The 24,024-nt window shown below is 43.7% G+C and carries 20 protein-coding genes; 18 read left to right on the top strand and 2 right to left on the bottom strand.

Features of this window, described 5'->3' with window-relative positions; genetic code table 11:
* Window positions 1–16 precede the first annotated feature (16 nt).
* Genes L0U88_RS09160 through L0U88_RS09215 form a run of 12 tightly spaced genes read left to right on the top strand, consistent with a single transcriptional unit; the run spans window position 17 to window position 14,891 of the window.
* On the top strand, window positions 17–760 hold the full coding sequence (locus tag L0U88_RS09160) for a GNAT family N-acetyltransferase (RefSeq protein WP_234865745.1): 744 nt from the start codon (window positions 17–19) through the stop codon (window positions 758–760).
* A 33-nt stretch (window positions 761–793) separates the two neighbouring features.
* Window positions 794–2,218: an MBOAT family O-acyltransferase gene (locus L0U88_RS09165; protein ID WP_234865746.1), complete on the top strand. Its 1,425-nt coding sequence runs from the start codon at window positions 794–796 to the stop codon at window positions 2,216–2,218.
* A gap of 5 nt (window positions 2,219–2,223) precedes the next feature.
* Entirely contained in the window at window positions 2,224–3,186 is a 963-nt protein-coding gene (locus tag L0U88_RS09170) for a DUF1398 domain-containing protein (RefSeq protein WP_234865747.1), read from the top strand.
* A 1-nt stretch (window position 3,187) separates the two neighbouring features.
* On the top strand, window positions 3,188–4,222 hold the full coding sequence (locus L0U88_RS09175) for a glycosyltransferase (RefSeq protein WP_234865748.1): 1,035 nt from the start codon (window positions 3,188–3,190) through the stop codon (window positions 4,220–4,222).
* Window positions 4,223–4,238: 16 nt separating this feature from the next.
* Window positions 4,239–6,134, top strand: coding sequence for an asparagine synthase (glutamine-hydrolyzing) (gene asnB, locus L0U88_RS09180; RefSeq protein WP_234865749.1), 1,896 nt, complete (start codon window positions 4,239–4,241; stop codon window positions 6,132–6,134).
* 13 nt (window positions 6,135–6,147) lie between these two features.
* Entirely contained in the window at window positions 6,148–8,304 is a 2,157-nt protein-coding gene (locus tag L0U88_RS09185) for a bi-domain-containing oxidoreductase (protein ID WP_234865750.1), read from the top strand.
* On the top strand, window positions 8,294–9,505 hold the full coding sequence (locus tag L0U88_RS09190; RefSeq protein ID WP_234865751.1) for a prenyltransferase/squalene oxidase repeat-containing protein: 1,212 nt from the start codon (window positions 8,294–8,296) through the stop codon (window positions 9,503–9,505). Before L0U88_RS09185 ends, L0U88_RS09190 begins: the two co-directional genes overlap by 11 nt.
* Window positions 9,489–10,514: a DUF354 domain-containing protein gene (locus tag L0U88_RS09195; RefSeq protein ID WP_234865752.1), complete on the top strand. Its 1,026-nt coding sequence runs from the start codon at window positions 9,489–9,491 to the stop codon at window positions 10,512–10,514. Before L0U88_RS09190 ends, L0U88_RS09195 begins: the two co-directional genes overlap by 17 nt.
* Complete coding sequence (locus L0U88_RS09200) at window positions 10,514–11,524, top strand: Gfo/Idh/MocA family protein (RefSeq protein WP_234865753.1); 1,011 nt, start codon at window positions 10,514–10,516, stop codon at window positions 11,522–11,524. Before L0U88_RS09195 ends, L0U88_RS09200 begins: the two co-directional genes overlap by 1 nt.
* Before the next feature lie 5 nt (window positions 11,525–11,529).
* Window positions 11,530–12,405 (top strand): aldo-keto reductase family protein, encoded by an 876-nt coding sequence (locus tag L0U88_RS09205; RefSeq protein WP_234865754.1) that lies wholly within the window; start codon window positions 11,530–11,532, stop codon window positions 12,403–12,405.
* A gap of 9 nt (window positions 12,406–12,414) precedes the next feature.
* Window positions 12,415–13,509, top strand: coding sequence for a non-hydrolyzing UDP-N-acetylglucosamine 2-epimerase (gene wecB / locus L0U88_RS09210; RefSeq protein WP_234865755.1), 1,095 nt, complete (start codon window positions 12,415–12,417; stop codon window positions 13,507–13,509).
* Complete coding sequence (locus L0U88_RS09215) at window positions 13,506–14,891, top strand: undecaprenyl-phosphate glucose phosphotransferase (protein ID WP_234865756.1); 1,386 nt, start codon at window positions 13,506–13,508, stop codon at window positions 14,889–14,891. Before wecB ends, L0U88_RS09215 begins: the two co-directional genes overlap by 4 nt.
* Here the strand turns inward: L0U88_RS09215 and L0U88_RS09220 are convergent, their stop codons facing one another.
* Complete coding sequence (locus tag L0U88_RS09220; RefSeq protein ID WP_234865757.1) at window positions 14,892–15,758, bottom strand: hypothetical protein; 867 nt, start codon at window positions 15,756–15,758, stop codon at window positions 14,892–14,894.
* Between the two features lie 74 nt (window positions 15,759–15,832).
* Between L0U88_RS09220 and L0U88_RS09225 the strand changes: the two genes are divergently transcribed.
* The 6 genes from L0U88_RS09225 to L0U88_RS09250 all read left to right on the top strand — a co-directional run bounded on the left by L0U88_RS09225 (window position 15,833) and on the right by L0U88_RS09250 (window position 22,903).
* Window positions 15,833–16,156: a hypothetical protein gene (locus L0U88_RS09225; RefSeq protein WP_234865758.1), complete on the top strand. Its 324-nt coding sequence runs from the start codon at window positions 15,833–15,835 to the stop codon at window positions 16,154–16,156.
* A 192-nt stretch (window positions 16,157–16,348) separates the two neighbouring features.
* Complete coding sequence (locus L0U88_RS09230; protein WP_234865759.1) at window positions 16,349–16,831, top strand: FKBP-type peptidyl-prolyl cis-trans isomerase; 483 nt, start codon at window positions 16,349–16,351, stop codon at window positions 16,829–16,831.
* Window positions 16,832–16,870: 39 nt separating this feature from the next.
* A complete protein-coding gene (locus L0U88_RS09235; RefSeq protein ID WP_234865760.1) occupies window positions 16,871–18,295 on the top strand; it encodes an L-serine ammonia-lyase in 1,425 nt (474 codons plus the stop codon).
* 74 nt (window positions 18,296–18,369) lie between these two features.
* Window positions 18,370–20,088 (top strand): peptidase domain-containing ABC transporter, encoded by a 1,719-nt coding sequence (locus L0U88_RS09240; RefSeq protein WP_234865761.1) that lies wholly within the window; start codon window positions 18,370–18,372, stop codon window positions 20,086–20,088.
* Entirely contained in the window at window positions 20,075–21,436 is a 1,362-nt protein-coding gene (locus L0U88_RS09245; protein ID WP_234865762.1) for an HlyD family secretion protein, read from the top strand. Before L0U88_RS09240 ends, L0U88_RS09245 begins: the two co-directional genes overlap by 14 nt.
* A gap of 111 nt (window positions 21,437–21,547) precedes the next feature.
* On the top strand, window positions 21,548–22,903 hold the full coding sequence (locus L0U88_RS09250) for a TolC family protein (protein WP_234865763.1): 1,356 nt from the start codon (window positions 21,548–21,550) through the stop codon (window positions 22,901–22,903).
* Here L0U88_RS09250 and mqnE read toward each other — a convergent pair.
* Window positions 22,882–24,024 (bottom strand): aminofutalosine synthase MqnE, encoded by a 1,143-nt coding sequence (gene mqnE, locus L0U88_RS09255; protein ID WP_234865764.1) that lies wholly within the window; start codon window positions 24,022–24,024, stop codon window positions 22,882–22,884. The genes L0U88_RS09250 and mqnE overlap by 22 nt on opposite strands.

A 24,024-nucleotide genomic window follows, 5' to 3' on the forward strand; every position in this document is an offset into this window, starting at 1 on the left:
GTAAAACAAAGAGCAGATGGTAAGTTTTAAGAAGAAGTTTTTATTCCTGAATGTTAAAGAGAACTGGTATCACTGTGAACCCGGATTTTGGGATATGCTGATGCCAACCGCCTGGTTGCATGTTAAGAACCGTAAAACACCGGTTAAGCCTGGCTTTTCGGATGTTACGTACACAATTGAGAATGATCTGACCCTGGATCATGATACGATTTATGCAGGATTTCTGAAGTCGAACAGGCAGCAGATCCGGCAAGCTGAAGAAGCAGGTGTTGAATTTGAATTCCACAATGATGTGGAAGGTTTTGTAGAATTTTTCAATGAATTTGCCCGTTCCGTAAATATCGGTACTACCAGTGTGCGCCGGATTAAGGAGATGGAGGGCTTCTTAAAATTGAGTTATGCCAAACACCAGGGGCGCATCCTGGTTGCTCACAGCACTTTAATTGATGATACCTATAAAATTGTTAGAGCGTTTCATTCGGCCTCTAAAAGAACCGATGATGCCTTTGATAAATCTCTGATCGCAAAAGCGAATAAAGCGCTTCACTATAAAGACATGATGCATTTCCGGGAACTGGGTTATAAAGTATACGACTTTGGTGGTTATACCCAGAATACGGAAGATAAGGCCCTGCTGGGTATTAATAATTTCAAACAGTCTTTTGGTGGTGAAGTGGTAGCCTGCACCAATTATTATACGGTTAGCTATCAATTGCTAAAAAAAGTCGGCTCACTGATGGGTGCGCTGGGTAAAGGTTGATCCTGAATTCAAACTGTAACGAACCTCAGATATATGCTGTTTAATTCTATAGAGTTTGTCATCTTTTTTATCCTGGTAACTTCCCTGTATTTTGTGCTACCACATAAATACAGATGGTTTCTGTTGCTGGTGGCGAGCTGTTATTTCTACATGGCTTTTGTGCCGGTGTATATACTCATTCTCTTTTTCACCATTGTGATTGATTATTTCGCCGGAATCTGGATCGAGGAGGCCCAGGGAAAAAAGAAAAAGCAGTTCCTGGTCTTAAGCCTGGTAGCCAATATTGGCGTACTGGCCGTGTTCAAATACTACAATTTTCTCAACGATAACCTTACTTTCCTGCTGCATGGCGTCGGTTGGGAAAACCCTATTCCTTATCTGTCCATCCTGCTTCCAATTGGCTTGTCTTTTCACACATTCCAGGCCATGAGTTACACTATTGAAGTGTATCGGGGACACCAGAAAGCCGAGCGGCATTTCGGGATCTATTCCCTTTATGTGATGTTCTATCCGCAGTTGGTTGCCGGTCCAATTGAACGTCCGCAGAACCTGCTCTTCCAGTTCAGAACCGAACATAAATTCGATTATGAAAGAGTGGTGAGCGGTCTTCGATTGATGTTATGGGGCTTATTCAAAAAACTGGTAATCGCAGATCGGCTGGCCATCTATGTAAACGCAGCATACGGTAACCCGGATGAACATACAGGCATAACGCTGGCAGTTGCTACCATGTTTTTTGCTTTCCAGATCTATTGTGATTTTTCCGGTTATTCTGATATTGCAATTGGTGCAGCGCGGGTAATGGGGTATGATCTGATGAAGAACTTCAATCGCCCTTACCTTTCTGCGAGTATTTCTGAATTCTGGAGTCGCTGGCATATTTCACTATCCACCTGGTTTAAGGATTACCTGTATATCTCTATGGGAGGTAACCGGGTGCCCATTCCCAGATGGTATTTCAACCTCTTCTTTACCTTCCTGATCAGTGGTTTGTGGCATGGAGCCAACTGGACCTATATCATCTGGGGTGCACTGAATGGTTTCTATCTTGTATTTGCGCTTATTCGTGCCCGATATATAGACAAACACCTTGATGGTAAAGTCCCATTACCTGCATGGATAAAGAAGACGGGTAATATTCTCATGACCTTTATTTTGATCTGTTTTTCATGGATCTTCTTCCGGGCAGAATCAGTACAGGATGCTTTCCTGATTGTGAAGAAAATCTTCACGCTGAATGGACCGCTCTTTACTGATTTTACGCAGATGTTTTATGGTCTGATCGGACTGGCGATTTTAATGGCCAGGGAAATCAAACACGAATATTTCAAGAATGTTTCACCATTGCTGGAGCACCGGAGCCCGGTTGTCCGCTATGCTACTTATATGGTATTAATTGCGCTGATTCTGCTCATCGGAGTGTTTGACGGAAGCCAGTTTATCTATTTTCAATTTTAACCAGTATGCTGAATCAATTAGTTGCCAATCCCGGATTTAAAAAATTCCTGGTACGCCTGGTGATCTTCCTGGTAGTATTATTTGCGATTGATTTCGTTGTTGGAAATGTCTTGCGAAAATTATACTTCCAGCAAAAATCCGGTCCTGATTATGAAACCATCTATGCGATGGAAAAAAGCACTGAAGACCTGATGGTCTTTGGCTCTTCCCGCGCTCGTAATCATTACCATCCGAAAGCTTTTGAAGAAGCACTGGGTATGTCCTTTTATAATGCAGGAAGAAATGGAAATTTCATTTTGTACAGCAATGCAGTAGCGCAGGCGGTGCTAAAGAGGCATCAGCCTAAAATTGTGATACTTGATATTGTAGGGCATGAGTTCGAATACTATGCCCCCAATTATGAGAAACTATCTGTACTCTTACCCTTTTATAAAACACATCCTGAGATTCGGTCAACAGTAAAGCTTCGTGGAGAATTTGAACCTGTCAAACTATGGTTTCAAATGTATCCTTTCAACAGTACCCTTCTTTCAATCGGTTTGGGAAATACTGAGTTTTATAACAAAAAGGATCCGATCATTAAAGGTTATTCCCCTATCAACCGGGAGCTCAATCATGAACCTGTTGTGGACACCATAAATCTGAATTATGAAATTGATACCGTGCAGGTAAGAAGTTATGAAACCTTTATTCAAAACTGTAAGAAAGCCGGTGTACAACTCTATGTAGTATGTTCTCCCTATTTCAATAAGTTTCCGGTTCGTGATAAATCCATCGTACTGGCAGAAGAAATTGCCCGTAAATACGATGTGCCTTTCTGGGATCATTCCCAGGATCCGGCCTATAGCGGAAATCCAAAGAATTTTTATGATATCAGGCATTTGAATGAACCGGCTTCGCTGCGTTTTTCATACATGCTGGCGGAAAAAATTAAATCGGCAGATGGCAAACTGGCAACCCGTCCCTAAGATGAAAAAAATGCTGCTGGTTGGACCAGTTCCTCCTCCTGCTGGAGGGGTGAGTATTCACTTATGGAGATTAAAACATCTGCTTAGTGATCAGTTCGAAATTGACCTGGTGGATGAGTCCAGGAATATTAAACCTGCTTTTTTTAACATCCGGCAAAAGAAATTTCTTGCCTATTGGAAAAAAATTGCCTGGTCTGATTTTCTTTTTATTCACTCCGGTTTAAATGCACTACGTTTTTTTCATATTCTTTCCGCGAAGCTGCTGGGTAAAAAAATTGTTATGACCCTGCATGCGTATCCGGAGGAAAAATCCGGCATCAACAGATGGCTGGATGAACGTTTGTTCAGCTGGTGTGATGCCATCATCAGTGTGAATGCAGAGATGCTGGAAAGAGTCAGTTTGCCGAAGCATAAAACCTTTGTGCAATATGCCTTCCTTCCACCTGTAATGGAGGAAGAAAAAGAACTTCCCCAAAAGGTTCAGCAATTACTTTCTGAACAAAAGGTTGCAGGGAAAAAAATCATTGTTTCCAATGCCTGGAGGCTCGATCGCTTTAATAACCAGGATGTTTATGGGGTTGATATGTGCATCGCTGCGGTACAGAAAATAAAGGCAGCAGGCATACCGGTACATTTCATTTTCAATATTGCAACCATTGACATGTTTGGCCCTGCTTATGAAGCCTATCAGCAGGAAATAAAAAGCAACGGATTATTGGATTCCTTTTCCCTGATCAACGAAGAACTCTCTTTTGTGAAATTAATGGAGCAGGCCGACCTGGTAGTGCGTCCCACCAATACGGATGGTGATTCCCTTTCCATACGGGAAGCCATTTTTCTGAACAAGCCCATTATTTCATCCGATGTAGTAAAAAGGCCCGAGGGTACTATTCTGTTTGCGAACAGGAATCAGGCAGCGTTTGAAGCAACCCTGTTGAAGGTATTGCAGGATGGCAATCAAGGTACCAGTACTATCGCGTCTAATACCTACGACTATTATAAATCCTATTACACCAACTTGTTAGGAACCATCTAACACCTAAAACCAGACTATGTGCGGATTTGCCGGATTTACAGGTTTCGCGGATAACCAGGCTCTAGCAGCCCTCGCGAATCAATGCCAGGCCCATCGGGGACCGGATAATCAATCCGTATGGTCAGATGATTACATCGCGCTGGCGCATCAGCGACTTTCCATCATCGACCTGAGTGAGCGCTCCAATCAACCTTTCCACAAGGGGGATTATGCGATCATCTTTAACGGTGAAATTTATAATTACCAGGAACTGCAGGTCCAATTGCAAAAAGATAAACAGGTAAACTTTATCACTACCGGCGATACGGAAGTGGCATTGGAAATGTTTGTGCAATACGGACTGAAAAGTCTTGATCAACTGATCGGGATGTTTGCCTTTGCCATCTATAACAAGAAGACCAGGGAACTGGTATTGGCAAGAGATCATTTTGGTATCAAACCCCTTTTTTATACTAAGATCGGTTCCGGACTGGCATTCAGTTCAGAGCTGAAGACATTGGTGAAACTTCCTGGTTTTGACAAAACGATTGAACCCAAGGCCCTGGTAAGTGCATTGAATTATTCCTGGGTATCGGGCAATCAGTCGATGTTTCGCAATTGCTTCAAATTGCCGCCGGGACATTACATGCTCTATCATCCGGATCAGCGCATGGAGATTGTGCGTTACTATGATCTGCAGCCGGTTAAAAATCCGGCCTATCAGTCAGAGGAAGCCATCATTGCCGATATTAAATCCACTGTAGAAGCTTCTATTGCGAGGCATATGGTGGCCGATGTACCGGTCAGCAGTTTTCTGAGCGGAGGTCTTGACTCATCCCTTATTTCTGTATTGGCGAAAAAGTCAAATCCGAATCTATCAACTTATACCATTTCCACCACCAGCCGGGATAAACAGGTGGAGAAAATGCCAGACGATGAAAAATACGCCCAGGAGCTCGCCAATCAGTTTGGCTTTGATCACAACGTAATTGAGATTACGCCGGATATTATTCGCATGCTGCCTGATATGGTGAGAACCCTGGATGAGCCGATTGGTGATCCAGCTGCCATCAATACCTATATTATTTGCAAAGCGGCAAGGGATAAGGGGGTGAAAGTGCTGTTATCCGGCATGGGTGCTGATGAGATCTTTTTTGGATACCGGCGTCAGAAAGCTACTCTTTTGTCCATGCGCTTCAACCAGTTGCCGGGATTCGTAAGGACTGCCGGGAAATTTACGGCATCCCTTTTGCCAGTCAAGATTGGCGGGAAAGGCTTTCGCTTCGGGCGCTGGGCCAAGCGTTTTTTCAGTCTGGTATCCCTTCCTCCCAGCCAGACCTATATGCGCAGTTATTCTTATTATAGTCCGGATCAGCTGCGGGAACTCGTAAAACCGGGTTATCAGGAGGCAATTCCAGCGCTTCTGAAAGAGCACGACGAACTATTTAACGCAAAATTCAAGGGCGACCTGGTCAATCAGATGTGCAACACTGATCTGAGTATGTTTATGCTGGGACTGAACCTTACCTATACAGACCGGGCTTCCATGGCCGCATCCGTGGAAGTGCGGGTACCATTTATTGATAAAATAGTGATAGAGAAGGCCATGCAGATCCCTGGTGAGTATAAAATATATAAAAAAGAACCTAAGTATATATTAAAGAAGGTGGCTGAGTCGTTCTTGCCTAAGAGTATTATTTACAGGCCTAAAGCGGCGTTCGGAGCGCCTATCAGATCCTGGATTTCCAAGGATTTGAGGGGTATGGTGGATGAATTATTGTCAAAAGAAGTAATAGAAAAGCGTGGCATCCTTAATTTCGGGGCCGTAAAGAAACTTATTGAGGACGATCGGAGAGGGGTTGAAGATAATGCTTACCAGATCTATCAATTGATCACACTGGAACTTTGGTTCCGGGAATTTTTAGATAACTGAACCAAAAAGAAACATGAAACAGGTTATTCAGAATTTTAAGACCGGAGAACTCTATGTTGATGAAGTGCCCTTGCCCAAGCTCTCCAGTGGAATGGTGTTAGTGGAGAATAACTTTTCACTTATCAGTGCCGGAACAGAAAGAAGTACCGTAAAAGTGGCGCAGGCCAACCTGCTCAACAAAGCAAGGCAGCGTCCCGACCTGGTTGCACAGGTACTGCAAAATGTAAAAAAAGAAGGATGGAAAGCCACACTTGAAAAAGTGCGCACCAAGCTGGATTCACTGAAAGCGCTCGGTTACAGTACCAGCGGAACGGTGCTATCTTCTCTTGATAGAAATGGGAGTTTCCAAACCGGCGACCGGGTAGCCTGTGCCGGACTGGATTATGCTTCCCATGCTGAAATCATAGCGGTTCCCCAGAACCTGGTGGCCAAGGTGCCGGATAATGTTAGCTCTGAAGAAGCATCCTTTACTACATTGGGTGCCATCGCCCTGCAAGGGGTACGCCAGGCAGAACCCAGACTGGGAGAAAAAGTATGTGTAATCGGCCTCGGCTTGCTGGGTCAGATCACCGGCCAGTTGCTGAAAGCAAATGGCTGTACTGTTTTCGGAATTGATCTTTCGGATTCTTTTGTAAAGATGGCCAATGAATATTCGGCTGATCTGGCCTTGAACCGGAATGATCCCAACCTGATAGCAGCCTGTGAAAACTTTACCAATGGTCAGGGATTTGACAGTATTATAATTACAGCAGCTACGCAGTCGAGTGATCCGATCGAACTCTCCACTGAATTGTGCAGAAAGAAAGGCAGAATTGTAGTGGTAGGTGCTGTTAAAATGGATGTGCCCCGTGACCCTCACTTTTACAGGAAAGAACTCGAGCTCAGGATTTCCTGTTCTTATGGACCGGGCAGATACGACACCAATTATGAAGAGAACGGGCATGATTATCCCTTTGCCTATGTGCGCTGGACAGAGCAACGTAACATGGTTGCCTTCCTTGAATTGCTTTCACGCAAACTAATCAATCTGCAACCGCTGATCACTCATGTATTCGATATAGACGAGGCTGAACAGGCCTATGATATCATATTGGGAAAAGTGAAGGAACCGCATATTGGCATTCTGCTGAAATATGCGCCCAATACAACCAAACATGCAACCCGGGTTGAACTGAAAAAAAATCCGCTTGCAACGGTAAATACAGGTTTTATTGGAGCTGGCAGCTTTGCTCAGAGTTACCTGATCCCGAATGTAAAATCTGCAGGTGGTTCATTGGACGGAGTAGTTACTTCAAGGGGAATCACTGCGAAAAATGTGGCAAATAAATTTGGATTCAATTTCTGCTCTTCGGATTTGCAGGATGTGTTAACCAAAGATTCGATTAATACAGTCTTTATTGCAACTCCGCATTCTTCGCATGCAGGGCTTACCATCAAAGCCCTTCAGGCAGGCAAACACGTGTATGTGGAGAAGCCACTGGCAATGAACGACGATCAACTGGCGGATGTAGTGGAAGCCATGAAGAAGTCTGATAAAACGCTGATGGTTGGCTTCAACCGCAGGTTTGCGGAAGTGAGTAAAAGAATCAAAGCCGAAATGGCCAATTCAGGCGAACCCATGGTTGTGAATATTCGCGTAAATGGCGGGCATATTCCCAAAGATCACTGGATTCAACAACCTGAAATTGGTGGTGGCAGGATTATTGGTGAGATCTGTCATTTTATTGATCTGATGCAATATTTCACGGATGCAGAACCCATAAAAGTATATGCTGATTGCATCAGTACGCAGAATGCTGCGATCACTCCTGCAGATAATATTTCCATTGTTGTGAAGTTCTCTGATGGATCAGTTGGAAACCTTACCTACCTGGCTAACGGAGACAAAGGAATGCCTAAAGAACTGATAGAAGTATTCTGTGCAGGAAAGATTGGAGTGATCAATGATTTCCGGGATGGCCTGCTGTATAAAGCAGGTAAGGAGATCAAACTCAAATCACCCGGAAAAGGACATAAGGAAGAAGTACATGGATTTATTGAATCCCTGCAGAAGGGCAGTGGCAGTCCGATCAGCTTCCGCTCCATTTGTTTGACCACGCTTACCACTTTCCGGATTTTAGATAGTTTAGCAACCGGCTTACCACAAAATATTGAATTCAATGAGCAATAAGATAGCAGCCTCTTTTCAGAAGCTTAAGGAATTCTGTGAGCACGAAGAATTCAAGGGATATGATCCGTATGATGGGTTGAACAGCAGTTTTTTTCAAAAACTTCCCTGGGCACCCAAAAATCGGTTTGCCCGCCTCGTTTGGATACAGGCATTCAAAAGAATGCCATTGAACCTTCGACCTGTTGTAGGTATAAAAAAAGAATACAATCCTAAAGCTTTGGGTATTTTCCTTTCCGGATATTGCCAGTTATACAGGATGGATCCAAAAGAGGAATACCTGGAGCGGATTCGATTTTTTGTAGATAAGATCATTGCCTCGGAAACCCCGGGATACAGTGGTGCCTGTTGGGGATATAATTTCGACTGGGAGTCGCGTGCTTTTTTTCAACCCAAATTTACACCAACGGTAGTGGCATCTTCTTTTATTGCCAATGCACTACTGGATGCCTACGATATTACAGGAGAACAATGTCTGCTGGATAAAGCAAGAAGCACCTGTGATTTTTTCCTGAAAGATTTAAACCGGACAGAAGATGCTGATGGCAACTTTGCCTTCTCCTATTCCGGTAATGATAAGGCTATTGTATTTAATGCTTCCTTACTCGGCAGCCGGTTACTGGCAAGAGTATATCATCATACAGGTGAAGAAGAATTAAAAATTATTGCACGCAAATCAGTTGCCTTCTGCTGCAATCATCAGAAACCAGATGGTTCCTGGAGTTATGGTACCTATTCCTTTCACCAGTGGATTGATAATTTCCATACCGGATACAACCTGGAATGTTTAACGGATTATCGTGATTTTACAGGTGACAGAAGTTTTGATGCCGTAATTGAAAAAGGACTGGATTATTATCTGAAAACGTTCTTCACCAGTGAAGGAATTTCAAAATACTATAGTAACAAAACCTATCCAATAGATATCCACGCACCTACACAGCTGGTTATTACGCTTGCCAAACTGAATCGGTTCCAGGAGCATAAAGCGCTTATTGATAAAGTTGTAAACTGGACAATTGATCACATGCAGGATCCACGTGGATATTTCTATTATCAAATCAACAAATATTTTCATTCCAGGATTCCTTATATGCGTTGGTCGCAATCCTGGATGTTTTACGCATTGGCTATTTATTTACGCCAGGTAAAGGAATTATCGCGCCAATCTAATCCCCGAGTTGCTCATGAAAATCTGGTTTGATCTATCCAATTCCCCGCATATCAACATGTTTCATGACATGATCAGGGATCTTGAAGCCCGGGGTCATGAAGTGTTGATTACCTGCAGGCCACTTGCCAATACAATTGACCTGCTAAAGCAGCGAAATCTGGAGTATCATGTAGTGGGAGAGCATTATGGCAAGAATCTCTACAAGAAATTATTCGGTTATCCCATCAGGGTAAATCAACTCAGAAAGTTTTTAAAGAATAAGCATATTGACCTTGCTGTTTCGCAGTCTTCTTTTCATTCTCCGGTAGTTGCAAAACTGCTCGGAGTTCCTTCTATATATACGAATGATAATGAACATGCAATGGGGAATATCCCTTGTTTCATGTTTGCTAACCTCGTGTTGATACCGGAAAATCTGCCAGTTGAAAAAATTGTCAAAAAAGGAGGATCTGCCAAACGGATCAAACAATATCCGGGTGTAAAGGAAGGGATTTATCTATGGCAGAAAGGGGAGCAGATACATGCGGCCCGAAAGCAAAATCCGGCGGATAATAAAACTATTTATGTTCGTCCGGAGCCCTTGACAGCGCAGTATTACAAAGGGGGATTGAATTTCCTGGACAGTACCTTGGAGGCATTGCAAGATCGTTTTTCAATTACGATATTACCCAGGGATAAAACACAACTCGAACATTACCGGCAATCCAAATTTTCGGGTATACGGGTTCCGGATAAACCAATGCATTTTGATCAGATCGCAAAAGAATGCAGTTTGTTCATCGGCGCGGGTGGATCCATGACTCGGGAACTGGCTATTTTGGGAATCCCAACCATTTCAGTATACCAGGATGAACTACTGGAGGTTGACAAATTTTTGCTGGAAGAAGGAATTATGGCACATGAGCCCAACCTGAAACCGGAAACAGTTGAGCAGATGATACAGTCGCTGGAAAACAAAGAACCGGATTTGCAACTGATGCAAAAAGGCAAACAGGCATACGATTTATTTATAAGTGAAATTTTAAACTACAACAGATAATGGTAAAAGTCGGATTGATCGGAGCGGGTAAAATGGGAATCTCTCATCTCGCAATATTGGGTGCGCATCCTGATGCTGAAGTGGTGGGTGTTTGTGATACCTCCAAAATGGTAATAGAAGCATTGGAAAAATACAGTCCGTTTCCCTGTTTTACAGATTATAAAAAAATGCTGCAGCAATCCAAACCGGATGCAGTAGTAGTGGCGGTTCCTACCAAATATCATGCTTCCATGGTGAAGGAATTGTTGCAAATGGGAATACATGTATTTGTAGAAAAGCCTTTCTGTCTTCGTCCTGAAGAAGGAGTGGAACTGATTCAACTGGCAAAGTCCAGGAACCTGGTAAACCAGGTGGGATATCATAATAAATTCGTTGGCACTTTTGAAGAAGTAAAACGTTTGTTGAATGCTGGTGCCATTGGTGATATTTATCATTTTATGGGGCAGGCATACGGTCCGGTGGTGATCAAGCCCAAACAGGATACCTGGCGTTCCAATCCCGAAGAAGGTGGGGGCTGTTTAATGGATTATGCATCGCATGTGATTGACTTAATCAACTACCTGCTTTCACCAGTGCAGTCGGTGCAAAGCAGTAGTCTCAAATCGATTTTTTCCAAACAGGTAGATGATGCTGTATATGCCATGATGTCGTTACAAAATGGGGTATCCGGAATTTTATCTGTAAACTGGAGTGATGAAACGCATCGTAAGATGACAACTTCTGTCAGCATCAATGGAACTAAAGGAAAGATTGTTTCGGATGCGAACGAGTTAAAAGTATATTTCAAAGATGCCGCCTGTCCTGCAGGTTACAGTCGCGGCTGGAATGTTAAATATGTTACTGACCTGACTGCTCCTGTTGATTATTATCTCCGTGGAGAAGAATATTCTGCGCAAATGGATCACTTTATAAAAGCGATCCAGGGTAAGGTGCCGAATGAAGTGAACTCATTTGAATCCGCAGCAAAAACAGACAATGCCATTGCCTTAATCAGAAAAGCACAACAGTGATGAAGATGGAAAGAATATTATTCGGAGATAACCAGTTTTTTGCGGTCAACCATATTTCAGATGAAAAGTCGATGGCACAGTCTATCCGCTTTAAAGATGATGCTGCCATCATTAAGACGCTGGATCATGCTATGGACGCAGGCATCCAGACCTTTATGTGTACTACACACGACCGGATTGCCAATATTTGCGAAGTGATTCGGCAGCAACCGGAAAAATATAAGGATTTCAAGATTTATCCCTGTATGCCGTATGCGCATAAGTATGCCAATGCTGTTACGGAATTGGGCATCATGGGTACGATTAAACAATATGTTCCTGGTAACTTTTTTGGATCCCTGTTTAAGGGAGGGGTAGCCTTCCTTTCTAAAGATTTTCTTTCCATCATGGAATTACTGATTGATGCTGAAATGAAAATGTTCAAGGGTATCAATACACCCGTTATTTTTTTGCAGAACGTGGTTACTGATTTGCTACTTGGATTGGGCATGAAAGATATCCTGGTTGCCTTTCATGATTATGTGAAAAAAAAGTACAATGCGGAAGCCGGATTTATTACGATGAACATGCCTGCTTTGTTAAATATGCTGGAAGAAGGTGGTGTTAAGAACCCGATAATTTGTGCATCTATCAACAAGGTCGGATTCCGTATGTCAGGTGGTAAGGAATTATACGAAGAAACCCTTCGCACCCGGCAGTTCCGGGCCATTGCCATGCAGGTACTTGCCGGAGGAGCAGTGTCTCCGAAAGAAGCAATCGAATACGTATGCGGATTACCGAATATAGAATCCATTTTGTTTGGTGCTTCTTCGAGGACAAATATCAATGATACAGTATACCTGATTCATAAATATGACCAGGTTTACACTACTACCCCTTAATACTCGTACATGAAAATTACCATTGTTGCGGGAGCACGCCCCAACTTTATGAAAATTGCACCGATCATTAAATCGATCCATTGTCGGAAGGCGGCAGGTGCTTCTATTGAATACCGGCTTGTTCATACAGGTCAGCATTACGATAAAAAGATGAGTGCTGACTTCTTTGAACAATTAGGAATTCCTGAACCGCATGCCAACCTCGAGGCCGGAGGTGGAAGCCAGGCAGAGCAAACGGCTGCCATCATGGTGCGATTCGAAAAAGAATTAATGGAGCATCGTCCCAATCTGATCCTGGTTGTAGGAGATGTTACCTCCACGATGGCCTGCACCATCACAGCTAAGAAACTTTGTATTGATGCTGTACATGTGGAGGCGGGTATCCGATCCGGCGATATGACCATGCCTGAGGAAATCAACCGGATTGTGACGGATTCCATTACCGATCATTTTTTTACTACCAGTGAAGTTGCCAATGAACACCTGCGCAAATCAGGTGTAGCTGAGAACCGGATTCATTTTGTTGGAAACACAATGATTGATACGCTGCACCAGAATCTCAACAGATTGGTACAACCTGAACTCTGGAATGCTGCTGCGTTGCAGGAAAAGAAGTTTTTTTTGCTAACGTTGCATCGTCCGGCAAATGTGGATGATCCGGCCAACCTGAATCATTTACTGGATACCATTATGCGTTGCACCGGTGATTTACCAGTTGTTTTCCCCGTGCATCCAAGAACAAAAAAAATTCTCGACAGTATCGGTTTTCAGAATGAGAAACTGGTACTGGCAGAACCTATGCCATATCTTGAATTTATATACCTGGTAAAAAATGCACTTGCTGTGATTACAGATTCAGGTGGCATTACTGAGGAAGCTACAGTTTTGCATGTGCCTTGCATGACGATGCGGGATTCTACAGAAAGGCCTGAAACGGTGACGATGGGTACCAATGAACTGATTGGTACAGATCCCACCAAACTGGAACCTTATCTTGAAAAAATAATGAAGGGAACCTGGAAAACAGGGGCTGTTCCACCCTTGTGGGATGGAAAAACGTCGGATCGGATCGTTAAAAAACTGGAAGAACTTTATAATTCATGAACAAACTCTCCTACGTTTTTTACAGAACCATGTTATGGCTCTGGGATATTTTTTCCCTGAACCTGGTATTGATACTGGCTGGTTTTTTTGTTGAACGGGCAGAAGCGTTTAGCCAGGCACCTTATCATGTGTTTTTTGCTGTTATCAACCTTGCGTGGATAGCATCTACCTATCTTACCGGGCTTTATCTGGCACAGGATTGGCTGGATTTTGAAGGTTTCAGCAAACGAACCATTAAGGCCTATCTGATCACACTGCTCATATTATTCTTCTTCACGTTCATTTATCATTTCCCTTATTCCAGGTTATACATTCTGGTGGTGGTTGGTGGCTTTGCCGGGCTTCTGACGATCAACAGAATTGCATTTAATATCTTGATCTTTTTTCTCCGGAGCAGATTCCGTCTTCAGAAAAATGTAGTGATTCTTGGATACAATGACAACTCAAAGCGGTTGCTCCGTTATTTTCGGGAAGAGTCAAAATTTGTTCATGTTGCCGGCTGTTTTGAAGATGAAGAAAGAGTAATAAAGGATGAAAATTTTCCAATCAAGGGAAATCTCAATGAAGTGATGCCTTTTGTGCTGGAAAACAAGGTAACGGAAATCTATTCCACTCTTGCCCCGGAGCACTTTCCGGATCTGTATGAATTGGCAAAACAGGCTGAAAACCAGTTTGTGCATTTCCGTTTTGTTCCGGATTATAAAATTTTTGTGAACCGCAATATCTACGTGGATTTCATTGATAATATTCCTGTTTTATCACTTCGGAACGAACCACTGGAAGATACTGGTAACCGGATTAAGAAAAGACTCTTTGATATCGCATTCAGCAGCCTGGTAATCGTGTTCCTGTTGTCCTGGCTGATACCTATCATCGCAATCCTGATTAAGCTGAGTTCAAAAGGTCCTGTATTTTTTACGCAGATGCGATCTGGTAAAAGCAATCAACCATTCCTCTGTATCAAGTTCAGGAGTTTGCGGATGAATGATGATGCCAACAAAAAACAGGTTACCCGCAATGATGACCGTGTTACCAAAATCGGACGGTTTATGCGGAAGACGAACCTGGATGAATTACCACAGTTTTTCAATGTATTTATGGGAGATATGTCGGTAGTGGGCCCGCGTCCGCACATGCTCAAACATACCGAAGATTTCGCCAATATTTACAAGCAATACATGATCCGTCATTTTGTGAAACCCGGAGTTACCGGCTGGGCACAGGTCAACGGATTTCGTGGTGAGATCACCGATAACCTGTTTCTGAAAAAGCGTATCGAGCATGATATCTGGTATATGGAGAACTGGACCCTCATGCTGGATATGAAGATCATCCTGATGACAGCTTTTCTTTCTGTAAAAGGTGATAAGAACGCGTTCTGATTAATTTCCTTCCTTCTCTACCAATACCACGCGGCTTGCATAAAAAATCCGCAGGGAATCTTTAATCCTCGTCGTATCTGCAACGGTAGCTGGCAGTGAAAAATACAATTTGAATGTAACAGAATCTGCTGTCTCCATTTTAATACCACTTTTGATTTCCAACAGTTGATTGTAACGACGCAACGCCCTCGCTTTTTTGTTGGTGGTTTCAATGATGAATTTATAGCGATTGGCCGCTGTAACAGCGTTCAGTCTGCTTGTATCAATCAGTGGTCGGCGACTCACTGAATCAACTGTTGCCACAACTGTGGTATCGGTTTGCAGAACAGGTTCCGGCTGAATGCTGGTTACTGTTTCTGTGTTTTCTTTTTCTTCTGCTCCCTTCTGCGACCATTTCCATCCTCCCCAGATCACGATGCCCAGGGTTGCTGCGATACCCAAAAAGATTGCCAATTTTCTTCCAATTCCTGATCCGCCATCATATCGCGGATTTTCCTCAAATACCGAAGTTTTTTTGGTCTCCGGCATGCGCTCATCAAGGCGCTCCATTACCATGTCTCCGGGCGTGAATTCAATTGAGCCCTCCTTCGCTTTTACCAGCGTACCAATTCCCTCCATGTAAAGAGCCTTTCCGATATTGAGAAATTGACTGTTCAGCATGATATAGGATTCCAGGTCGGATTTCGCCAGAGCGGTCATTTTGCCGGTGTGGGTTCTGATAAATTCCACCAGTTCCGGATTCAGATCAGTGTCTGCCGAATTGCTGAACTGAATACCGCCGTTTTCCATGGTGAAAGTTCCTATTCCGGGTAAACTCAGTCGCTTCTGCTGGTATAAGTATTGCGTAACGAGGTGATCAATTTTCAAAGCAATCGAATATTGGTTAAAGCACAAATTAAGCAAAAAAGAGCGGAGAGCTGTATTTTTGCCAAAAGCCCGGAATGCTTACAAAAGAAGAAAAAGACTTTATTGTGTATTGGGAGCAAAACCGCGACCGTCAGAAAAAGACCTTCCGGCAGTGGCTGATCGGTCTTCCAATAGGCCTGTTGTTTGCTGTACCCATTTTTCTGAATTATGCCCTGGGCTGGTATAAAAGAGCAGGAATGGTAGCCGGCAGCCAAAGCAGTCCGCTTATTCTAATCATTGCCATACTGGCCATTATCACGTTTATGGCCATCTTCTACAAACAATACCAGTGGGATCAATACGAGCAGCGTTATCGTGAACTCAAAGTTCAGCAAGACCGCGAATCGTCCGAGACGTGAGACGTGAGATGTGAGAAGGAACCCATCCTCCATTCAACCATCTTCCATTCTCTTTTCTTCCTTGGATTATTCTCCGGTGCCGTCTCACGTTTCACGTCTGACGTCTCACTTTTCACCTTTCCATGCAACATATCCTACCCTTTGCTGGTCTATACCAGTATCAATATATATATTCGCGCAAAAATTTGGGAAATGGTGAAAAAGATAATCGTACTCCTGGGAGTTTGTCTGGTGGCTGTGAGCAGCTGGCATTGTAATAAATCCGATAATGATAACAGCTGCACGGTTGTGCCTCCTGCCAATGAAGAGCAGGCCATCCTCGCCTACAATGCAGCTAACAATATCAATGGTGTAAAAGATGAAACAGGTCTGTATTATGAAATACTTGATCCAGGTACGGGAGGATCTCCCAATCTGAATTCTCAGATCTTCATTAAATACACCGGTAAACTGACTAATGGTACCATATTTGACTCACAGAATGATCCTAACCGAACCGGCTGGCGCCTGGCTACCCTGATCCCTGGTTGGCAGATTGCTATTCCTAAACTCAAAAAAACGGGCAAGATCAAAATGGTGGTGCCTTCTGCGCTTGCCTATGGTTGCCGCGATAATGGAAATATTCCTGCCAATTCCATTCTCTATTTTGAGGTTGAACTGGTTGACTTTTACTAAGCCTCCGGATTTTCCTAATTTCGATCAAAATTATCCTGCTTGTCTTACGAGCCGATATCTGTATTTGATATTTTCAAAATTGGCGTAGGGCCTTCCAGTTCACATACCCTGGGGCCCTGGCGTGCGGCACTTGCATTCCTGAACCAGCTTGACCAGGAGGGGGGACTTATGCAGGTTGAAGACCTGGTGGTGGATCTGTACGGTTCGCTTGCCAAAACAGGAAAAGGACATGGTACAGATGTAGCTGTTTTGATGGGACTCATGGGCGAAGATCCGGTGAGTTGTGAAATTGATTCGATTACACCAAAAATTGCAGCAGTTCGAAACAATGGAATACTGCAGCTGAATGGTATAAAGGCTTTGCCTTTTGAACTGTCGCGCCAGCTGAAATTTCATATGCTGGAATTTCTCCCGGCACATCCCAATGCACTCAGTTTTCATGCGCTGCTGAAAGACGGCAGTAATATATCTGCTACCTATTATTCCATTGGTGGCGGTTTTATATTGCAGGAAGGGGTGGAGGCAAAACGAAGCGACCAGGTGGAACTTCCATTCCCCATCGATAAAGCGGATGATCTCCTGCACTGGTGCCGTAAAACAGGGCTCTCCATACATGAGATCGTTGCAGAAAATGAAACCGCCTGGCGACCCGAAAAAGTAACACGTGAAGGTGTAATGCAGATTTGGGAAGTGATGAAATCCTGTATGTACAGAGGATGCCACACAGAAGGTGTACTGCCTGGTGGTTTACAGGTAAAACGAAGAGCTGCCGCTTTAAATAAGAAACTCTTAAGAAACCGGCACTACGATGGCTATGAGCAGTGGGTGGAAGCAATCCGGGCCGGTGGCAATGATTTTAAATACATTCTCGACTGGGTATCCTGTTTTGCACTGGCGGTGAATGAAGAAAATGCTTCCTTTGGAAGAGTGGTAACAGCCCCAACCAACGGAGCTGCTGGCGTTATTCCGGCTGTATTGCAGTATTATGAGGTATTCTGTAATGGATCCAAAGAATCCATTTATCAATTTATACTGACAGCGGCTGAAATAGGCAGCATATTCAAAAAAGGATCAACCATTTCAGCTGCTATGGGCGGATGCCAGGCAGAAATCGGCGTGTCTTCCTCTATGGCAGCCGCCGCACTTACCGAATGTATGGGCGGAACGCAACGCCAGGCCCTGATGGCGGCGGAAATCGCGATGGAGCATCACCTGGGACTTACCTGCGATCCAATCGGAGGATTGGTTCAGGTACCCTGTATAGAACGAAATACCATGGGGGCGATCAAGGCAATAACTGCATCCCAACTTTCCTTACAAAGCGCGCCTGATTTTGCCAAAGTATCTTTGGATGCGGTGGTAAAAACCATGTGGGAAACAGCACTCGACATGAACAGTAAATACAAGGAGACAGCTGATGGTGGCCTGGCTGTTAATATTCCTTTAAGTTTGCCTGAATGTTGATCAACAATTCTGTTGAATTGCTGTTATTGCAGCCGGAACTCTCTTTGAACGAAACTTGTAAATGACCTATAGCTATGGCTAAACCTGGATTGAATCCTGTAAAAAGGATATTGAAGATTTTGCGCTTTCAAAAGAAGGATATTTCAGCCATTTATTTTTATGCTATTCTTAATGGCCTTGTCCAACTTTCACTTCCGCTGGGAATTCAGTCCATAGTAAGCTTTGTTTTAGGAGGAGCCATTTCCACCTCCATTGTCATCCTGATCATAATGGTAGTTATGGGGGTTTTCTTCAATGGCTTTTTCCAGGTTAACCAGATGAAGCTGATTGAAAAAATTGAACAACAGGTATTTGTACGGTATTCCTTTGAATACGCTCAAACCATCCCCCGATTGAATCTTAAAAGTGTGGATGGTTATTTTCTGCCTGAACTCACAAACCGTTTTTTTGATATTTCAACCCTCCAGAAAGGATTGGCGAAATTGCTGCTTGATTTTCCAACAGCCACGATTCAAATCATATTTGGTCTGATTTTGCTTTCGTTCTATCACCCCATCTTCATTTTATTCAGCCTGGTATTTGTTACAGTGGTCTATTTTATTATCCGGATGACCAGCGTAAAAGGATTGGAAACCAGTGTGGAGGAAAGCAACCACAAATATGAAGTGGGCGGATGGCTGGAAGAAATAGCAAGGGTTGTAACCAATTTTAAGTTCTCCCGTGATTCTACCCTGCACCTTCAACGGACCGATAAAATCGTAACCCGCTACCTCGATGCCCGCACCCGCCATTTTCGTATTCTCAAACTACAGTACTGGGCACTGATAGGATTTAAAATAGCTATCACAGCCGCCATGCTGATCGTGGGAAGTATCCTGCTGGTGGACCAGCAACTGAATATCGGGCAATTTGTGGCAGCGGAAATTATCATTCTATTAGTGATCAATTCCGTGGAAAAGCTGATCATCAACATTGATAACGTTTATGATATTCTTACCTCGGTGGAGAAACTGGAAAAAGTAACCGATCAACCGCTGGAGAAGGAAGGGAATAGGGAGCTGGTGCCTGCTAAAGCGGGAGTTGAGATTGCGGTTAACAACATGAGTTTTTCCTACCGGGAGGGCCATGCACCTGTTTTAAACAATATCAGTTTTAATCTGAATCCGGGGGAGAAAGTGCAGGTGATGGGCATCAATGGATCTGGTAAATCAACCCTTATAAAAGTATTAAGTGGTGCCTACCAGCCTTTTGACGGTACTATAACCTATAATAGCATACCATTGGAGCAATATAATTTTGCTTCTTTTCGCAGTAAAACCGGCATCTTCCTCAGCACACAGGAATTGTTTGATGGCACGTTGTACGAAAACCTTACCATGGGCAATGACAGGATTCCCATGGAGGAAATTATGCGGCTTTCGGAAGTAGTGGGACTTCGCTCTTTTTTGAAAAATTCCAAAAAAGGGTTGGAAATGATGATTAATCCGATGGGAGAGCGATTACCCAAAAAAATAGTTCATAAACTGCTATTGTTAAGGGCGCTGATCAACTCGCCATCACTATTAATTCTGGAAGAACCCTGGTTGGGACTGGAATCAGAATATGCCCAGCGAATTAAAGATTACCTGCTGAGGGATATGCCGGCCACTACTGCTATTATCGTAAGTAATGATAAGGAATTTGCCAACAACTGTAGTAAGATAGTATATATGGAAGATGGAAGCATCCGTCATATTGGAACCTGGAATGAAATCAAAGAACAGATAACCAACGATAACAATGGAACACGTTAAAGAAATCATTACCCGGCAGGCTCCGGGAAAGGAATTCGCCTCGTTTGAGTCTGTTTATATGATCAACAGACCCAGTAAAGTCAAGTACTGGACCTTGGGGTTATTAGGCTTTCTTTTAGTTTGTCTTTTTTTACCATGGACACAGAACATCCGGTCAAGGGGAGCAGTAACGACACCCCGGCAGGAACAACGACCCCAGGAATTAAATGCAATTATTGGTGGCCGCATTGTAAAGTGGTTTGTGAAGGAAGGAGATACAGTAAGTAAGGGTGATACTATTCTACAACTTGCGGAAGTGAAAGTGGATTACCTTGATCCCAACCTGGTTTCACGTACCAAAGAACAGCTCTCTGCCAAGCAGGATGCCGTTGAAAGTTACAAGGGCAAAGTAACTACTATCAATCAGCAGTTGCAGTTTTTGCAGCAGGCCCTGGAACTTAAAGTGAGTGAGCTGGAAAATAAAATTCAGCAGCAGCGATTCAAGATTCGGAGCGACAGTATGGATTTGCAGGCGGTAGAAAATGATCTGGCATTCAAACAGGAGCAGTACAAACGCCAGCGGGTACTTTATGATTCTGGTGTAGCTTCTCTTTTATCACTGGAACAAAGGAGTCAGGCCGTTCAGGACGCTATGGCGAAACGTACCAGTGCAGAAATCAAACTTGCCAATAGTATCCAGGAACAAACAAGGCTACAGTTGGAGTTAAATGGTGAACGTCAGCAATACCTTGAGAAAATATCCAAAGCGGAAGGCGATCGCTTTACTACCTCCTCCCAAATTGCTACCGGCATTGGAGATATTGCCAAACTGGAAAATCTCTATACAAGCTATGATATCCGGAACCAATTGTACTATGTAGTGGCACCGCAAGACGGGCAGGTAACAAAAGCCCGGAAAGCTGGATTGAATGAAGTCGTGAAAGAAGGGGAGATGCTGGTCGAAATTGTACCATCCAATTATCAATATGCGGTGGAGGTTTTTGTAAAACCTGTTGATCTTCCATTGGTAGCAACCGGCCAGAAAGTCCGTTTTATATTCGACGGTTTTCCTGCAATTGTATTCAGCGGCTGGCCACAGGCATCGTATGGTACTTTTGGTGGAATCATTACTGCTGTTGAAAGTTCGGTAAGTGAGAATGGGTTATTTAGGGTGCTGGTTACCGAGGATCCAAAAGATAAACCCTGGCCAAAAACACTCCGGATGGGAACAGGTGCAATTGGTATTGCGCTTTTAAAAGATGTTCCGATCTGGTATGAACTCTGGCGGAATATAAATGGCTTCCCGCCCGATTATTATGTTCCGCAAAAGGATGGAAAAGAAGAAAAGAAAGATAAATCATCGATCTAATTGAACAGCATGAGGGTTTCAGTGATTAGGGTTATAATCTGGCTGATATGTCTAGTACAAGGCATTCCAAATACAGGACTGGCGCAGTCCACAGATTCTGTATTGTACACCTTGAGTGAATCAGAGTTAGTAGCGATTCTTCGTAAATACCATCCCTATCTGCAGCAGGCAAACCTGCAGGTTGACCAGGCTAAAGCATTTATCCGGGAAAGCCGGGGTGCATTTGATCCGCTGATAGCAGGAGGATGGGATAAAAAAACCTTTGATCAGCAGTTGTATTATAATTATTTCAACCCGGAAATAGTAATTCCAACCTGGTATGGAATTGAAGTGTATGGCGGCCTGGAGGAAGTAATAGGAACTCGCACTGATATTGAACGATCTTTAGGTAAAACCAGTTATCTCGGGATCAGCGTACCGTTAGCCAAAGACCTGGTGCTGGATAAAAGAAGAGCAGTTTTGCAGCAGGCAAAGATCATGCTGAATCAAACAGGAGCAGAACGACAAAATCTTATCAACGATTTACTCAATGATGCGCTTTCTGTGTATTGGGCCTGGACCCGCAATTACCAGGTTTATAAAATTCTGAATAACGCTGTACAGGTAAATACAGATCGCTATCGGTTTATCCGCCTTGAAGCTGAACAGGGCTTACGTGCGGCTATTGATACTACGGAGGCGCTTACGCAATTGCAGCAGTTCCAGTTAATGGAAGCGGATGCCTGGCTGCAGTTTCAGAATGCCGGACTGGAATTATCGAATTATTTATGGCTGGAAGAAAGCCAGCCTTTTGCCTGGAACGATCGCATTGTTCCGGATAGTAGCTGGATGACGATCAACGATTGGAATAATGACCTGCCTGCTTTAGATGAGCTGGTTCGGACCGCCAGCCTGGAGCATCCCAAATTACAGTCCTATCAATTTAAACTGGGAGTTCAGGAAATTGAGCGGCGTCTGAAATTTCAAAGTCTGTTACCAAAGGCGGATCTCAAATACAATCTCCTGAACAAAGGGTACAATGTGCTTGATAAAGTTGACCGTGCTTTTCTGGAGAACAATTATAAGGTCGGGATTTCTTTTCAGATGCCACTGTTTCTTCGCCAGGGCAGAGGCGCCTACCAGGCAGCGCAGATCAAGATCCGTCAAACCAATCTGGAAATTGACCAGGTTAGATTAGAGATCGAAAACAAAGTGCGAAACTATTATAATGAACTCATGACCTTGCGAAAGCAGATCGGCATCAATGAAAATTCGTACGAAAATTATCTTCGTTTGTTCCGTGGTGAAAGTCTGCGATTCGAAGTAGGAGAGAGTACTCTTTTCCTGCTGAATGCACGTGAAAACAAAGTGCTGGAATCACTCCAGAAACTGGTTGAATTAAAGACCAAGTGGTATAAGTCGAAAGCCAGCCTGGTATGGGCAGGTGGAAGATGGGGCGTGCTCCCTTACACCGCCGCTTCGGAATAATCCTGGATCACATTATACAAGGTATCACGCTCAACAGGCTTTCTTCTGGCCTGACGGATCAATTGAACCAGTTCATTGGTGGTCATGGTGGGCGTTTGTTCTTCTGAGCCTGCCATGGAATAGATCTTGGTAGAATCATCGATGGTTCCATCAATATCATTCACCCCAAATGAAAGCGTGAGTTGCGCATTGTTTCTTCCCAGCATAGGCCAGTAGGCTTTCAGGTGCGGGAAATTATCCATATAGAGACGGGCTATCGCGTACATCCGCATATCTTCCACAATAGTACTTTCAGGAACATGACTCATAGCATTGTCCTTATTGCGGAATTTAAGCGGGATGAAGGTGTTGAAACCACCAGTCTGGTCCTGCAATTGCCGCAGCCTTTCCATGTGATCGATGCGGTGATGAAAACGTTCGATATGTCCGTATAACATAGTGGCATTGCTGTGCATTCCCAGTTCATGCGCAATACGGTGAATTTCCAACCAACCTTCCGCATCTACCTTATCAGCACAGATCTGTTCCCTGATTTCAGGTGCAAAGATTTCAGCACCACCTCCGGGCAGGGATTGCAGGCCTGCTTCCTTCAGGAATTCCATGCCTTCTCTTCTGCTCATCTTTGCTTTGCGGAACATATAATCCAGCTCCACAGGAGTAAATCCTTTTACATGTAAATCGGGGCGATGCGCTTTGATCTTTTTCAGCAGGTCTGCAAAAAAATGAAGGGTCAGTTTGGGATGAACGCCCCCTACGATATGAACTTCCGTCACCGGCTGGCCATCGTATTTTTTTACAATATCCAGCATTTGCTCTGCTGTCAGTTCCCAACCTTCTTCCTTGTGCGCATACAGCCGCGAATAAGAGCAGAAATCGCAGCTGAATACACAGATATTAGTAGGTTCAATATGAAAGTTGCGATTGAAATAAGTGGTATCGCCATGTTTCTGTTCTCGTACATGATTGGCGAGTGCACCTAACCAGGGCAGACTTGCTTTTTCGAAGAGTTGTATACCTTCTTCCGGGCTTATTCTTTCTCCTCCAAAAACCTTTTCAGCTATGCGTTCCAGTTGTTTGTCTGACTGATTGCCATAAAGTTGTTCAAATACTGCTTGCGTCAT

The organism is Flavihumibacter fluminis (assembly GCF_021491375.1).
GTDB classification, from domain to species: Bacteria; Bacteroidota; Bacteroidia; order Chitinophagales; family Chitinophagaceae; genus Flavihumibacter; species Flavihumibacter fluminis.